The organism is Nonomuraea sp. NPDC023979 (genome assembly GCF_040639085.1).
Taxonomy (GTDB): Bacteria; Actinomycetota; Actinomycetes; order Streptosporangiales; family Streptosporangiaceae; genus Nonomuraea; species Nonomuraea ceibae.
In genome coordinates, this window is the sequence record NZ_JBEZZG010000003.1 from 141,206 (window position 1) to 153,837 (window position 12,632).

Below are 12,632 nucleotides of genomic sequence, written 5' to 3' on the forward strand. Positions count from 1 at the left end.
ACGAGACTAGATGAGCTATCGTAGTGATATCACTTCGATAGCAAGGGGTCGCGATGGAACGACGTGCTTTCCGCATCAACGGTTTCGTGGTGCTGCTCGCTCTGCTGCTGCTCGGCGGCATCGTGGCGGCCGTCTGGCTGCCGGGCGGCCCGGAGTCGCTGCTCGCCCCGGGCATCGGCTGGCTCGTGCTGGCGGCGCTGCTCTCCACCGGCTTCACGGTGGTCAACCCGAACGAGTCCAAGGTCGTGCAGTTCCTCGGGCGCTATGTCGGGTCGGTGTCGGAGGCCGGGTTCCAGTGGGTGCTGCCGTTCACCACCAAGCGCATGGTCACGCTGCGGGTGCGTAACTTCGAGACGACCAAGCTCAAGGTCAACGACGCCGACGGCAACCCGGTGGAGATCGCCGCCGTGGTCGTCTACCGGGCGGTCGACACGGCCAAGGCGGTGTTCGCCGTCGACGACTACGAGGAGTACGTGGCCATCCAGTCCGAGGCCGCCGTGCGCCACCTGGCCACCAGCCACCCGTACGACTCGCACCTGCCCGAGCGCACCAGCCTGCGCGACGGCGCGGAGGTGGCCACCGAGCTCACCGCCGAGCTGCGCGACCGCACCGAGCTGGCCGGGATCGAGGTGCTGGAGGCCCGCATCACCCACCTCGCCTACGCGCCCGAGATCGCCCAGGCGATGCTGGTCCGCCAGCAGGCCGGTCAGGTGGTCGCGGCCCGCACCCGGATCGTCGAGGGCGCGGTCGGCATGGTCCAGCTCGCGCTCGACCGGCTCGCCGCCGAGGGGGTCGTCGACCTCGACGAGGAGCGCAAGGCGCAGATGGTGTCCAACCTCCTGGTCGTGCTGTGCGGCGACCGGGCGACGCAGCCGGTGGTGAACGCCGGCAGCCTGTATGCCTGAGCGCAAGAAGCTCCTGCTGCGCCTGGATCCGGCCGTCTACGACGCGATAGCCAAGTGGGCGGCCGACGATCTCCGCAGCGTCAACGCGCAGATCGAGTACGCGTTGCGGCTCGCTCTCAAACAGGCGAGCAGGGAGCCGAAGTCTCGCAACGAAGAGTAGAAACCGCCACACTCTAGAACATGTTGTGGGCAGGCAGATCCGCCATCGAGATCGCGGCGGCCGTACGACAGGGCGAGGTCGCGGCCACCGCGGTCGTCGAGGAGCACCTCGCGGTGATCGCGGAGCGGGATCCGCGGGTGGGCGCGTTTCGGCGGGTGCGCGAGCAGGCGGTGGCGGAGGCGCGGGCCGTCCAGGAGCGGCGCGACCTGTCGGAGCTGCCCCTGGCCGGGGTGCCGGTGGCGGTCAAGGACAACGTGGAGGTCGCGGGCGAGGCCACCCGCCTGGGCTCGGCGGTGACCGCCGACTCCCCCGCCGCCGCGGACCACGAGGCCGTGGCCCGGCTGCGCGCGGCCGGCGCGGTGGTGATCGGCCTGACGAACCTGCCCGAGCTGGCCCTGGTGGCCTTCGGCGACAGCGCGTACGGCACGGTCCGCAATCCCTGGGACCGCTCGCGCACGGCGGGCGGGTCGTCGTCGGGGAGCGCGGCGGCGGTCGCGGCGGGGATGGCGCCGATCGCGCTCGGCAACGACGGCATGGGCTCGCTGCGCATCCCGGGGGCGTGCTGCGGCGTGCTGGCGCTCAAGCCGGGCGCCGGGCTGGTCCCGGGGCCCACGGACGACTGGCGCGGCCTGTCGGCGAACGGCCCGATCGCCGTGCACGCCGCCGACCTGGCGCTGACGCTGTCGGTGCTGGCCGGGGACCCGTCGCTGGCCGAGTCGTGGCGCATCGGCCGCCGGGCCGAGCCGCGCCGGCCGATGCTGCGCTCGGTGTGGGCGGGCGACGACGGTGTGTGGGAGCCGCCACCGCCGCACGACAGCCCGGAGCCGTTCGACCTGCGGGTGGCGTACGCGCCCCAGCCGCTGCCCGCCGGGCTGCCGGTGGACCGCGAGTTCCGGGCCGCGGTGCGCGGGGCCGCCGAGACGCTGCGGGTGGCGGGGCACACGATCGTCGAACGCGACCGCCGCCTGCCCGCCTGGCTGGGCCCGGCCACGGTCGCCACCTGGCTCTGCCGCGCCGCCGACACCGTGCGGGCCGTCGCCGCCACGGCGGCCGACCGGCGGCGGCTGGAGCGCCGCACCCGGGCGCTGGCCCGCGCCGGCCGGGTGCTGGCCAGGCTCGGCCTGGACGGCCGCCGCGGCCGCGACCGCTGGGCCGGCTACGGCGCCGACCGCTGGTTCGGCGACGCCGACGTGCTGGTCATGCCGGCCCTCGCCGCGATCCCGCCGCGCGCCGACCGCTGGGGCAGGCGCGGCCTGGTCCGCAACGTGCTGGCCAACGTCGGGTACGCGCCCGCGACCGGCCCGTGGAACATGTGCGGCTGGCCCGCCATGACCGTGCCCGTCGCCACCCACTCCAGCGGCCTGCCGATCGGGGTCCAGCTCGTCGCCCCGCCGGGCGGCGAGCCGCACCTGCTCGGCCTGGCCGCCCAGCTCCAGGCGGCCCATCCGCCGATCCGCCCGCCCGGCCTGTCCTGATGACGCCAGGCCGGCCCGACGAGCGTCAGACGCCCAGCGGGTGCCAGACGGTCTTCGTCTCCAGGAAACGGGTCATCCGCCCCAGCCCCGGGTCACCGCGCCAGTCCTCGGCCCGGGGGCGCAGGACGCGCTTGAGGTTCTCCGCCGCCTCCTGCTCGCAGCGCAGCGCCAGCTCCGGCTCGGCCACGCCGGTCAGGTCCAGGCCGTTGACGTCCATGTGCGCGGCCAGCCAGGGCGCGATCTCCGCCTGGTGCCCGGTGAGGATGTTGACCACCCCGCCCGGCAGGTCGGACGTGGCCAGCACCTCGGCCAGCGTGATCGCCGGCAGCGGGGCCGGCTCGGAGGCGACGATCACGCACGTGTTGCCGGTCACGATGACCGGCGCCACCACCGACACCAGCCCGAGCAGCGGGTCGGCGGGCGCGACGACCGCGACCACCCCGGTGGGCTCCGGCGACGACAGGTTGAAGTACGGGCCCGCGACCGGGTTGGCGGTGCCGTGCACCGAGCTGATCTTGTCCGACCACCCGGCGTACCAGACGAGCCGGTCCACGGCCGCGTCGACGGTCTCCAGCGCGGCCTTCCGCCCGCCGCCGAGCTCGTCGGCGAACTGGGCGCGGCGGCCCTCCAGCATCTCGGCGATCCGGTAGAGGATCTGGCCCCGGTTGTAGGCGGTGGCCCCCGACCAGCCGGGGAACGCCTTGCGGGCGGCCGACACCGCGTCCCTGGCGTCCTTGCGTGACGCGCGCGAGGCGTTGGCGAGGAAGTCGCCCTTGGGCGAGGTCACGGGATAGGACCTCCCACTCTCCGAGCGCGGGAACGCCCCGCCGATGAACAGCTTGTAGGTCTTGCGGACGGCCAACCTACTCATCGCCGCGCCCCCTCCACATGATCTCCTGGGACATCTCGACCGGCACGAACACCTGGCCGCACCGGCTCACGCCGCAGCGGTGGGCGTACCAGCCGGTGCGCACGGGACGCCCGGCGCGGGCGAAGGCATGGCCGCGGGTCGCCAGGGCACGGCGGGCCCTGCGGCGGCGGCTCCGGTGCTCACACGTCAAGGTAGGCCTCCAGCCCGAGCAGGCCGCCCTCGCGCCCGTAGCCCGACTCCTTGTAGCCGCCGAACGGCGAGGTCGGGTCGAACCGGTTGAAGGTGTTGGCCCACACCACTCCCGCGCGGAGCCGGTCGGCCATCCACAGGATGCGCGACCCCTTCTCCGTCCAGATGCCGGCGGACAGGCCGTACGGGGTGTTGTTGGCTTTCTCGACGGCCTCGGCCGGGGTGCGGAAGGTGAGCACGGACAGGACCGGGCCGAAGATCTCCTCGCGCGCGATCCGGTGGGACTGCGCGACTCCGGTGAACAGCGTCGGCGGGAACCAGAAGCCCTTGTCGGGCAGCTCGCACGCGGGCGACCAGCGCTCGGCGCCCTCGGACTCGCCCAGGTCGGACAGGCGGCGGATCTTGGCGAGCTGGTCGGCGGAGTTGATCGCGCCGATGTCGGTGTTCTTGTCGAGCGGGTCGCCCAGCCGCAGCGTGCCGAGCCTGCGCTTGAGCGCGGCCAGGAGCTCCTCCTGGATCGACTCCTGGACGAGCAGCCGCGAGCCCGCGCAGCACACGTGGCCCTGGTTGAAGAAGATGCCGTTGACGATGCCCTCGACGGCCTGGTCGAGCGCGGCGTCGTCGAAGACGATGTTGGCGGCCTTGCCGCCCAGCTCCAGCGTGAGCTTCTTGCCGGTGCCGGCGACGGACCTGGCGATGAGCCGGCCGACCTCGGTGGAGCCGGTGAAGGCGACCTTGGCGACGTCGGGGTGGGAGACGACGGCGGAGCCGGTCTCGCCCGCGCCGGTGACGATGTTGACGACGCCGGGCGGCAGCTCGGCCTGCCGGCAGATCTCCGCGAACAGCAGCGCGGTCAGCGGCGTCGTCTCGGCCGGCTTGAGCACGACCGTGTTGCCGCACGCCAGCGCGGGCGCGATCTTCCAGGCGAGCATGAGCAGCGGGAAGTTCCACGGGATGACCTGCCCGGCCACGCCCAGCGGCCGGGGGTCGGGGCCGAACCCGGCGTAGCCGAGCTTGTCGGCCCAGCCCGCGTAGTAGAAGAAGTGCGCCGCCACCAGCGGCAGGTCCACGTCGCGTGACTCGCGGATCGGCTTGCCGTTGTCGAGGGATTCCAGCACGGCCAGCTCTCTGGCGCGCTCCTGGACGATGCGGGCGATGCGGAACAGGTATTTGGCGCGCTCGGAGCCGGGCAGCGCGCTCCAGCCGTCGAACGCCTTGCGCGCGGCCCGCACCGCGCGGTCGACGTCGTCGGCGGAGGCCGTGGCGACCTCCGCCAGCTTCTCCTCCGTGGCCGGGTTGACCGTCTTGAAGGACGGCCCTGAACCGTCCACGAACTCGCCGTCGATGAACAGCCCGTAGGAGGACTTGAGATCGACGATGTCGCGCGACTCGGGCGCCGGGGCGTAGTCGAACACCGGCCTCTCGGGCACCGTCCGTTTCGGCGTTGCCATCATCGATCCAGAGTGAAGTATCGGAGCATCACAACTGCCAGCGTAGACGGTCATATGCACTGCTCCGAGGGGCCCGGCGCGGGGCCCCTCGGAGGTGCTCAGCGGACGGTCACCGTCACCCGTGCCTCGACCGGCGCCTCACCTGGCACGCGGACCGAGAGCGTGCCCGTGTAGGTCCCCGGCTCGTCGAAGGCGCGGGCCGAGGTCGCGGTGAACGCGGCGTTGATCCGCATGTCGGGGATGCTGGCCTCGCGGGTGGTCGTCAGCGTGACGGCCTCCTGCCGCCCGTCGCTCCACACGACGCCCGCCTTCAGGTCGGCGGCGGCGCGGCCGGGGGCGGTGACGGTCCAGGTCGCGCCGGACGGCTGCCCGGCGGCGACGGTCACCGGCTCGGCCAGCGCCTCCGTCCGCCAGGCCACGTCGGCCGTGGGGAAGAAGTTCGTCCCCTGGACGGTGAGCCTGCCGCCGGCCTTGGACAGGCGGGTGCGGAAGTCGGTGTAGTCGCGCTGCGCCTGCGGCGTCCAGCCGGCCTCGGCCGTGGCGATCAGCCGGGGGAAGCTGTAGTACTGCGCCTGGCCGACGCGGCGGATGAACTCGCCCCACAGCGCCGTCTCCACGCCCAGCACGCTGCTCTCCTGGATGCCGGGGATGTAGGCGCCCGGGTCCCAGCTGTAGTGCCGGTCCAGGCCGCACGCGCCGCCGCACGCCCAGGTGCCGCCCTGCGGCTGGCGAAGGTCCTGCTTCTGCGGCACGTACGTGTGCGGCGCCGGCGACAGGACGACCTTGGCGCCCCGGCCGTTGACGGCGTTCGCCACGGCCTGGCGGTTGCCGTTCCAGAACTGGACGACGGCGTTGTCCTGCGGCAGCGCGGTGCCGGCGTACTCGTTCCAGCCGGCGACGGTCTTGCCGAGCGCCGCGACCTCCTTGGTGAACGCGTCGACCATCCTGGTGTAGTCGGCGTGGCTGGTGACGTGCGCCTCGTCGCCGCCGATGTGCAGGTAGGGGCCGGGGGTCAGCTCGGCGATCTCGGTGAGCACGTGCTTGACGAACTCGTACGTGACCGGGCTGTCCGCGTCGAAGGAGGAGTAGCCGACCGCGCCCGTGCCGTTGTGCGGGACGGTGGTCTGGCCGGGCTGGAGCTGGGGCCGCGCGCCCGGGGTGTTGAGCTGCGGGATGGAGTGCAGGGCGGCGTTCGTGTGGCCGGGCATGTCGATCTCGGGGATGACGGTCATGCCGTTCTCGGCCGCGTAGCGGATGATCTCGGTGTAGTCGGCCTTGGTGTAGAAGCCGGTGATGCCCGGCTCGGTGCCCCGGTCGGTCATCGCGGTGGCGCCGCTGACCCCGGTGAGCAGGCCGTAGTCGATGCCGGACGGGTTGTCCGCCGGCTGGTCCACGGCGATGCGCCAGCCCTGGTCGTCGGTCAGGTGCAGGTGCAGCCGGTTGACCTTGAACTGGGCGGCGGCGTCGATGTAGGTCTTGACCTCGCTGACCGGGTAGAAGCTGCGGGCGACGTCGAGCATCATGCCGCGGTGCGCGAAGCGCGGGTGGTCGGTGATCGTCACCGCGGGGATCGTCCAGGCCGCGGCGACGGGGGTGTCCGATTCGATCCACTGCGGCAGGAGCTGGCGCAGCGTCTGGACGCCGTTGAGCGCGCCGGCGGCCGTCGAGGCGCGCAGCGTGACCTGCCGGGGCGTGACGGTGAGCGTGTAGCCCTCGGCCTCGTGGCCCTGCGGGCCCTTGCCGTCGCCGACCTCGACGAGGATGGGCGCGGGGCCCCGGCCGTTGCGGACGACGGGCAGCCGGTAGCCGGTGGCCGGGCGCAGCGCGCGGGCCAGATACTCGGCGGGGGCCTGGGCGGCGGCGCCGGAGGCGAGCACGCGGGTGTTCCGGTGCAGCGCGAACGGCTCGCCGCCGGTCTCCTCGACGGACACCGGCTTGGGCAGCAGGCCGAGCGTGGGCGCGGGCGGAGCGGGCGGCGCGTCCCAGATCTCGAACTCGGAGATCGAGTACCCGTAGCTCGACCAGCGCTGGCGTCCCTGCATGCGCACGTACGCGACCGGCTCGGCGGAGCGCACCTCGATGACGTCGGTCCGTGGGCAGGTGTCGCGCCGCACCGAGGCCACGTCGGTCCACGACGCGCCGTCCGCGGAGGTCTGCAGCACGAAGTCGCGGGCGCAGGCGTTGGGCCAGGTCAGCTTGACGTGGTCGACGGTGGCCGGCTGGGCGAGCTTGATCTGGACCCAGTTGTCGTCCTGGTACTTCGACGACCAGCGGGTGGCGGTGTCGCCGTCGTTGACGTGCGCGGCCGCGAAGTCGGCGCGGTCGAGCTCGACGCTGGAGGCGGAGGCGGCGCCCGCGAGGGCCAGGTTGACGGGGGCGGCCTGGGCGGCGGCCTGGGCGGGGGCCGCGAGCAGCGTGGCCGCGAGCGCGGCTGTCAGCGCCGCCGCGAGGCGGCGGCGGGGACGGGTGGGGGGCATGAGGCTCCTTTCGGTAGCCCAGAGTGTGAGCCGCCTCACCCAATTACGTCAAGACTCTCCACATTAATCGGCGATCCCGCCCAAGCCAGGACCTCTAGTTCGGGCATAGGGGCACATATTTAGTCCGAAGATTTGCACTTAATGCGGGCGGGACCCCATCATGGCCGCATGCCCAAGCCGACCGACGCGCTGCAACGGCTCCGCCGTGCCCACGAGGACGCCGTCCTCGACGCCCTGCGCTCGTCGGGTGCGCTGAGCCGTACCGACCTGATCCGGATCACCGGCCTGTCCCGCACCACGCTGTTCACGATCATTTCGGAGATGATCGAGCGGGCCTCGGTCGTCGAGACCGAGGCCCCAGCGACGGCCCGGCGCGGGCGCGGCCGGCCCGCCTCGCTCGTCACGCTCAACCCCGGAGCGGGCCAGCTCATCGGCCTCGACCTGGCCAGAAGGCGCATCCACCTGGCCGTCGCCAACCTGTCGCACCAGATCGTCGCCACCGGCATGGCCGACGTCCCCGAGGGCGCCGACGTACTGGAGCAGGCCGAGGCAGCGGTGCGGCTGGTCAAGCAGGTCAGCGGCGAGCGCGGCGTGCGCCTGGACGCCCTGGAGGCCATCGGCGTCGGCCTGATCGGCGGCGCCGGCGACCCCGCGCTGCCGCCCGCCCGCTACGCGCCCGTCAAGGACCGGCTGTCGCGCGAGTTCGGCGTGCGCGTCGCCGTCGACAACAACGCCAGGCTGGCCGCGCTGGCCGAGAGCACCTGGGGCGCGGCCAGGCCGGCCCGCGACATCGTGTACGCGCGCTGGTCGGTCGGGGTGGGCGGCGGCTTCCTCGTCGGCGGCCGGCTCGTGCGGGGCGCGACCGGCGCCGCCGGCGAACTCGGCCACATCTCGCTCGACCCAGCCGGGCCGCCCTGCCACTGCGGCTCGCGGGGCTGCCTGGAGCCGCGCATCGGCGCGCAGGCGCTGCTCGACGCCTGCGCCGCCGGCGGCGTCCGGCTCGACGGCCTCGACGCGCTGGTGGCCGCCGCCCGCGACCGGGTGCCCGCCGTGTGCGAGGTGATCTCCGCCGCCGCCGCCGACCTCGGGCGGGTGCTGGCCGACGCGGTGGTCCAGCTCGACCCCGAGCGGGTCGTCGTCGGCGGCGAGCTCGCCGCGCTGGGCAGCCTCGTGCTCGGCCCGATCCGCGAGTCGATCTCCCGCCTGGCCCTGCCCCGCACCCCGAGCACCGTCGAGGTCGTCCCCGCCGACCTGGGCGCCAGGGCGTCCGCGATGGGCGCCATCGCCCTCCTCCTCCACGACGAGCCGCCCACCCCCTTCCGAACGGAGAACGAGTGACCACCCCACGCAACGTCCTGTTCCTGATGACCGACCAGCACCGGGTGGACACCCTCGGCTGCTACGGCAACCCGCTGGTCCGCACCCCGGCGCTGGACGGCCTGGCCGCGGAAGGCACCCGGTTCGACCGCTTCTACACCCCCACCGCGATCTGCACCCCCGCGCGGGCGTCGCTGTTCACCGGGCTGCACCCGTTCCGGCACGGCCTGCTGGTCAACCCGGAGCGCAACGGCGGCGCCCGCGACGAGGTGGCCGACGAGCACCCCGTCATGGCCGCGCCGCTGCGGGCCGCCGGCTACAACCTGGGGCACGTCGGCAAGTGGCACATCGGCCGCGAGCGGGGCCCGGAGTTCTACGGCATGGACGGCGAGCACCTGCCGGGCGCGCTCAACCCGTTCCACCACCCCTCCTACGAGCGGTGGCTCAAGGAGCGCGGCCACCCGCCGTTCGCCGTGGAGCAGGCGGTCTTCGGCCGCGCCGAGAACGGCTCCGGCCGCGGCCACCTCATCGCCGGCCGCCTGCGGCAGCCGCCCGAGGCGACGATCGAGGCGTACCTCACCGACCGGACGCTGGAGCTGCTGGCGGGCTACGCGCGCGACTTCCACCGCGACGGCAGGCCGTTCGTGCTCTCCTGCCACTGGTTCGGCCCGCACCTGCCGTACCTGATCCCGGACGAGTACTACGACCTCTACGATCCCGCGCTGGTGCCGCTGCCGGAGTCGATGGCCGAGACCTTCGACGGCAAGCCCGACGTGCAGCGCCGCTACTCCGAATACTGGTCGGCCGACCACTTCGACGCCGACGCCTGGCGCAAGCTGATCGCGGTCTACTGGGGCTACGTCACGATGATCGACGACCAGATCGGGCGCCTGACCGCCGCGCTGCGCGAGCACGGGCTCTGGGACGACACCGCGGTGATGTTCACCGCCGACCACGGCGAGTTCACCGGCGCGCACCGGCTCAACGACAAGGGCCCGGCGATGTACGAGGACATCTACCGCGTCCCCGGCATCGTCCGGGTGCCGGGCGCCGGGGCGCGGGTGGTGGACGAGTTCGCCACGCTGATCGATCTCAACCCGACGATCCTCGCCCTGGCCGGGCTGCCGCCGCAGGAGCCCTGCGACGGCAGCAGCCTGCTCCCGCTCGTCGAGGGCGAGCCCGATCCCCGGCCGCAGGTGGTCGCCGAGTTCCACGGCCACCACTTCCCCTACTCCCAGCGCATGATCCGGGACCGCCGCCACAAGCTGGTGTTCAACCCGGAGAGCGTGCACGAGCTGTACGACCTGGACAGCGATCCGCACGAGTTGCGCAACGTCTACACCGCGCCCGCCTACGCGGCGGTCCGGCGTGACCTGACCGTGCGGCTCTACCGCGAACTGCTGCGCCGCGGCGACCCCGCCTCCAGCTGGATGAGCTACATGGCCGACATCGGCGGGGGCCGCGCCCCCGACGTCGACGGCGTCGCCGACGAGGTGGCCTGAGTGCCGCCGTCCACCCCCCGTAACCCATTCCTGAGAAAGGACCTCCGATGAGGCTTCCTCGCAGGCTGGCGGCCTTCACGGCAGCGCTCGCCCTCGTCCTTCCCGTGGCCGCGTGCGGCTCCTCCTCCGAGGACGGCGCGCGAACCGTCAGGTTCGGCTACATCGCCGACTTCGCGGGCGCCGCCGTGCTCGCCGCCGCCGACAAGCAGGGGCTGTGGGCCAAGCACGGCCTGGAGCCCGAGCTGAAGGTGTTCACCAACGGGCCGCTGCAGATCCAGGCGCTCGGCTCGGGCGACATCGACTTCGGCTACATCGGCTCGGGCGCCACCTGGCTCCCGGCCAGCGGCAAAGCCAAGATCATCGCACCGAACATGCTGGGCCAGGCCGACCGGCTGATCACCCACGCGGACTCCGGCGTCACCTCGGTCGCCGGGCTGAAGGGCAAGAAGATCGGCGTCCCCGAGGGCACCTCCGGCGACATGATCCTGGAGCTGGCGCTCAAGGAGGCCGGGCTGACCGGCAAGGACGTGCAGAAGGTCAACATGGACCCGAGCACGGTCGTGTCGGCCTTCAGCGCCAAGCAGATCGACGCGGCCGCCATCTGGTACCCGCTGATCGACACCATCAAGAAGAACGTGCCCGACCTGATCGAGCTGACCAAGAGCGAGGACTACTACCCCAAGCTCAGCTTCCCCAGCTCCTTCGTGGCCCGCAACGAGCTGGTGGCCGAGGACGCGGCGACCGTGACCAAGGTGCTCAAGGTGCTGCGCGAGGGCAACGACTGGGTGGCGGCCAACACGGCCGAGGCCGAGACGCTGACGGCGACGTTCCTGAAGGCCCCGGCGGAGCAGTTCAAGGGCGCCTCGGCGGTGACCAGGATCGTGCCGACGGCCGAGCTGGACAAGCTGACCGCGGACGGGTCGGTGGCCGGTTGGTACAAGGGGCTGGCGGACATCTTCGTCACGATGGGCAAGCTGCCGCAGTCGCCGGACCCGGCCACGTACTTCACGGCCGACCTCTACAAGGGCGCCGCTAATTAACCCGGGGAGTTGACAAATTTCGACCTCGACCCATCATGGTCCCATGTCGAGCCCCACTGACGCGCTCCAGCGGCTCCGCCGGGTGCACGAGGACGCCGTCCTGTCCGCGCTGCGCTCGTCGGGCGCGCTGAGCCGGGCCCAGCTCACCGAGCGCACCGGGCTGTCACGTACGACGCTGTTCACGATCATCTCCGATCTGATCGAGCGCGGGGCCGCCGTCGAGACCGAGCCGGCGCCCGGCGAGCCGCGCGGGCGCGGCCGTCCGGCGTCGCTCGTGGCGCTCAACCCCGCCGCCGGTCTGCTGCTCGGCCTCGACCTGGGCCGGGGCCGCATCCGCCTGGCGATCGCCAACGCCGCGCACCAGGTCGTCACCACCGCGGCCCGCGACCTTCCCGAGGACGCGGCGCCGCTCGCGCTGGCGGAGGCGGCGATCGGCCTGGTCCGGCAGGTGGCCGAGGAGCGCGGCGTGCGGCTGGGCGCCCTGGAGGCGGTCGGGCTCGGCCTGGTGGGCGTCGTCGACGGCGATCCCGGTCCCGCGGGTCACCAGCCGCTGGCGCGCCGCATCGCCGACGAGTTCGGCGTGCGGGTGGCGGTCGACAACAACGCCAGGCTGGCGGCGCTGGCCGAGGCCACCTGGGGCGCGGCCAGGTCCGTGCGCGACGTCGTCTACGTGCGCTGGTCCGTGGGCGTGGGCGGCGGCTTCGTCGCGGGCGGCAGGCTGCTGCGCGGCGCCCACGGCGCGAGCGGCGAGCTCGGCCACGTCTCGCTCGACCCGTCGGGGCCGCCCTGTCACTGCGGCGGGCGCGGCTGCCTGGAGGGCAGGATCGGCGGCCAGGCGCTGCTCGACGCGTGCGCGGCGCGCGGCGTCCCGCTCGACGGCCTCGACGCGCTCGTCGCCGCCGCCCAGGACCGGGCCACGGTGGCGTGCGAGGTCGTCTCGTCGGCGGCCCGCGACCTGGGCCGCGTGCTGGCCGACACCGTGACGCAGCTCGACCCGGCGCTGGTCGTCGTGGGCGGCGAGCTGGCCGGGCTGGGCAGCCTGGTGCTCGACCCGATCCGCGAGGCGATCGGCCACCTGGCCCTGCCCAGGTCGCCGCGCGAGATCCGGGTGACGCAGGCCGACCTCGGCGTGAACGCCTCGGCCATGGGCGCGATCGCGCTCCTGCTGCACGAGGAGCCGTCGATCCCGGCCCACCTCAGGCCCGCCTGACCCACCTTTTTTGTACGGGCTACGGATCAAAACCC

At 73.2% G+C, this 12,632-nt stretch carries 11 protein-coding genes; 7 read left to right on the forward strand and 4 right to left on the reverse strand.

From position 1 onward, the window contains the following. Positions 1–53 precede the first annotated feature (53 nt). Genes AB0G11_RS07085 through AB0G11_RS07095 form a run of 3 tightly spaced genes read left to right on the forward strand, consistent with a single transcriptional unit; the run spans position 54 to position 2,540 of the window. A complete protein-coding gene (locus AB0G11_RS07085) occupies positions 54–905 on the forward strand; it encodes an SPFH domain-containing protein (RefSeq protein WP_219511755.1) in 852 nt (283 codons plus the stop codon). Next, positions 898–1,065 carry a hypothetical protein gene (locus tag AB0G11_RS07090; RefSeq protein WP_197093811.1) on the forward strand — a complete coding sequence of 56 codons (168 nt, stop codon included), beginning with the start codon at positions 898–900 and terminating at the stop codon, positions 1,063–1,065. Before AB0G11_RS07085 ends, AB0G11_RS07090 begins: the two co-directional genes overlap by 8 nt. A gap of 20 nt (positions 1,066–1,085) precedes the next feature. Next, positions 1,086–2,540, forward strand: a complete 1,455-nt coding sequence (locus tag AB0G11_RS07095; RefSeq protein ID WP_357584496.1) for an amidase family protein — start codon at positions 1,086–1,088, stop codon at positions 2,538–2,540. 25 nt (positions 2,541–2,565) lie between these two features. Here the strand turns inward: AB0G11_RS07095 and AB0G11_RS07100 are convergent, their stop codons facing one another. From AB0G11_RS07100 to AB0G11_RS07115, 4 genes are all read right to left on the reverse strand, one after another. Next, the gene (locus tag AB0G11_RS07100) at positions 2,566–3,411 is read right to left on the reverse strand and encodes an aldehyde dehydrogenase family protein (protein WP_357584498.1); all 846 of its coding nucleotides are present in this window, start codon (positions 3,409–3,411) and stop codon (positions 2,566–2,568) included. After that, a complete protein-coding gene (locus AB0G11_RS07105; protein WP_219514479.1) occupies positions 3,404–3,601 on the reverse strand; it encodes a hypothetical protein in 198 nt (65 codons plus the stop codon). Before AB0G11_RS07105 ends, AB0G11_RS07100 begins: the two co-directional genes overlap by 8 nt. Continuing rightward, positions 3,591–5,051 carry an aldehyde dehydrogenase family protein gene (locus tag AB0G11_RS07110; protein ID WP_219514487.1) on the reverse strand — a complete coding sequence of 487 codons (1,461 nt, stop codon included), beginning with the start codon at positions 5,049–5,051 and terminating at the stop codon, positions 3,591–3,593. The genes AB0G11_RS07105 and AB0G11_RS07110 overlap by 11 nt, the downstream gene beginning before the upstream one ends. Before the next feature lie 98 nt (positions 5,052–5,149). Further along, positions 5,150–7,528: a family 20 glycosylhydrolase gene (locus AB0G11_RS07115; RefSeq protein ID WP_357584500.1), complete on the reverse strand. Its 2,379-nt coding sequence runs from the start codon at positions 7,526–7,528 to the stop codon at positions 5,150–5,152. Between the two features lie 168 nt (positions 7,529–7,696). Between AB0G11_RS07115 and AB0G11_RS07120 the strand changes: the two genes are divergently transcribed. Genes AB0G11_RS07120 through AB0G11_RS07135 form a run of 4 tightly spaced genes read left to right on the forward strand, consistent with a single transcriptional unit; the run spans position 7,697 to position 12,597 of the window. Beyond that, complete coding sequence (locus AB0G11_RS07120) at positions 7,697–8,866, forward strand: ROK family transcriptional regulator (protein WP_219514469.1); 1,170 nt, start codon at positions 7,697–7,699, stop codon at positions 8,864–8,866. Beyond that, on the forward strand, positions 8,863–10,347 hold the full coding sequence (locus AB0G11_RS07125) for a sulfatase-like hydrolase/transferase (RefSeq protein ID WP_357584502.1): 1,485 nt from the start codon (positions 8,863–8,865) through the stop codon (positions 10,345–10,347). Before AB0G11_RS07120 ends, AB0G11_RS07125 begins: the two co-directional genes overlap by 4 nt. Positions 10,348–10,394: 47 nt before the next feature. After that, entirely contained in the window at positions 10,395–11,387 is a 993-nt protein-coding gene (locus AB0G11_RS07130) for an aliphatic sulfonate ABC transporter substrate-binding protein (RefSeq protein ID WP_219514467.1), read from the forward strand. A 43-nt stretch (positions 11,388–11,430) separates the two neighbouring features. Then, entirely contained in the window at positions 11,431–12,597 is a 1,167-nt protein-coding gene (locus AB0G11_RS07135; RefSeq protein WP_219514465.1) for an ROK family transcriptional regulator, read from the forward strand. Positions 12,598–12,632 lie beyond the last annotated feature (35 nt).

Coding starts and splice junctions, on each gene's coding strand:
- AB0G11_RS07120 (WP_219514469.1), top strand. CDS start 7,697: ATGCCCAAGCCGACCGACGCGCTGCAACGGCTCCGCCGTGCCCACGAG.
- AB0G11_RS07090 (WP_197093811.1), top strand. CDS start 898: ATGCCTGAGCGCAAGAAGCTCCTGCTGCGCCTGGATCCGGCCGTCTAC.
- AB0G11_RS07115 (WP_357584500.1), bottom strand. CDS start 7,528: ATGCCCCCCACCCGTCCCCGCCGCCGCCTCGCGGCGGCGCTGACAGCC.
- AB0G11_RS07130 (WP_219514467.1), top strand. CDS start 10,395: ATGAGGCTTCCTCGCAGGCTGGCGGCCTTCACGGCAGCGCTCGCCCTC.
- AB0G11_RS07100 (WP_357584498.1), bottom strand. CDS start 3,411: ATGAGTAGGTTGGCCGTCCGCAAGACCTACAAGCTGTTCATCGGCGGG.
- AB0G11_RS07135 (WP_219514465.1), top strand. CDS start 11,431: ATGTCGAGCCCCACTGACGCGCTCCAGCGGCTCCGCCGGGTGCACGAG.
- AB0G11_RS07085 (WP_219511755.1), top strand. CDS start 54: ATGGAACGACGTGCTTTCCGCATCAACGGTTTCGTGGTGCTGCTCGCT.
- AB0G11_RS07110 (WP_219514487.1), bottom strand. CDS start 5,051: ATGGCAACGCCGAAACGGACGGTGCCCGAGAGGCCGGTGTTCGACTAC.
- AB0G11_RS07095 (WP_357584496.1), top strand. CDS start 1,086: ATGTTGTGGGCAGGCAGATCCGCCATCGAGATCGCGGCGGCCGTACGA.